Genomic DNA, 1,598 nt, shown 5'->3' with positions numbered 1-1,598 from the left:
TCCCCGATACCGTCGACCGGTTCCGGCAACGGCGGGTCTGCTTGCGTGGTCCGCAGGCGCGACCACAGGTCGCGGCCAGTCACCCCGTCCATGAGAACGTGATGCACCCTGAACAGCACCGCGACATGTTGGTGTGGTTCGTCATCGGCCGTGCCCTGAAGTACCCACATGTCCCACAACGGCAGGCTCCGGTCTAGCGGCACCGCGGCGAGGCGCCCGACGACATCCGATAGTTCGTACTGATCGCCGGGCCTCGACAGCGTGACGACGTGCAAGTGCCGGTCGAGGTCGAAGTCGCGATCTTCTACCCACACCGGCGTATCCAAATTCAGCGCGGAGTCGGCCAGCTTGGCCCGCAATTCCGGTACCGCCTTGATGCGCACCGAAAGGTTGTCACGAAACCGCTCGAAGCTGTATCCCCCCGGCATCGTCGAGGGGTCGAGTTCAACCAGTGTGCACGCATTCATTGGCTGCAAACGAGATTCGAATGACAGCAAGCCGGCATCGAATCCACTGAGGCGGTACATGCTCACTGCAACACCCTAACCGGGAGATGCTGCCAGCCGGCCACAGAAGTTGGCGTAACGCGTTTGCAGTCTTGCCAAATAACCTCGTAGCGGGGCATGAAGTCGAGTAGGTGCTCTAACGCGATCGCGGTCTCCATCCGGGCCAGTGCGGCCCCAAGACAACTGTGGATCCCACCCCCGAACCCGAGGTGCTGCGGCTGACCGCGGTCGCGTTCGACATCGAAAGTGTCGGCCTCGGTGAAGGCTGCACTGTCGCGGTTGGCCGAGGCGAGGCACAGCAACACCGGCTTGTCCGCCGGAATGGTGACTCCGCCCACGGCCACCTCCTTAGTAGTGCAGCGCACGTTGTACAACACCGGCCCGTCGTATCTGAGCACTTCATCCACCGCGGCAGGAATCTTGCTGCGGTCATCGAGCAACTTCTGCCATTGCTTGGGGTTCTGCGCAGAGACTGCCACAGCACTGCCGATGAGCTTGGCAACGGTTTCGGTGCCCGCAGCGGCCAACATCATTGCAAATAACACGATTTCGTGGTCTTCGAGCCTGGTCGCTTCGTCATCCGCACGCTCGACCTCGGCGGCGATGAGGGTGCTGATCATGTCGTTCCGCGGCTGAGCGCGACGCTCCTGCACCAAGCCCAAGAAATAGGCAGCCGCTTCCGCCAGGGCCTGTACTGCGGTCTCGCTCTTCTCCATTCGGCCGGGCTCCTGGCCCATGCCATCGTCGAACCAAGTCCGCACCTGCTGGCTGAGCTCCTCCGGCACGCCGAGCATGCGAGTAATGACGTCCACCGGAAACGGCCCGGAGAATTCTTGCATGACGTCGAACCGGCGCGGATCGGCATTTTTGAGGTATCGCCGCACAAGGTCGATCACCGTGTCTCGCAGCGACCGAATTGCACGCGGTGTGAACGCCTTGCTGACTAGGCTGCGCATGCGCCGGTGTTCGGGTGGATCCATGAACAAAATGATCTTCGGCGGCGGACTGTCGGATCTCACCATCGCCAAATCAAGACCGGACGTGGAGGAATATGTTCGGTAATCCTTGAACGCCGCCGCAACGTCGTCGTAC

General features: G+C 61.7%; 2 protein-coding genes. Both read right to left on the bottom strand.

Annotated elements, in window-relative coordinates:
- A partial coding sequence (locus tag WAN71_RS13925) for a wax ester/triacylglycerol synthase domain-containing protein (protein ID WP_422225897.1) occupies nt 1–527 on the bottom strand: 527 nt, incomplete at its 3' end.
- A 2-nt stretch (nt 528–529) separates the two neighbouring features.
- On the bottom strand, nt 530–1,598 hold a 1,069-nt coding region (locus tag WAN71_RS13920; RefSeq protein WP_422225896.1), incomplete at its 5' end, for a cytochrome P450.

This window comes from Mycobacterium sp. (genome assembly GCF_049280035.1).
Taxonomy (GTDB): Bacteria; Actinomycetota; Actinomycetes; order Mycobacteriales; family Mycobacteriaceae; genus Mycobacterium.
Note: the sequence above shows the minus strand (reverse complement) of the source record. Positions and strands in the feature narration are given on the sequence as shown.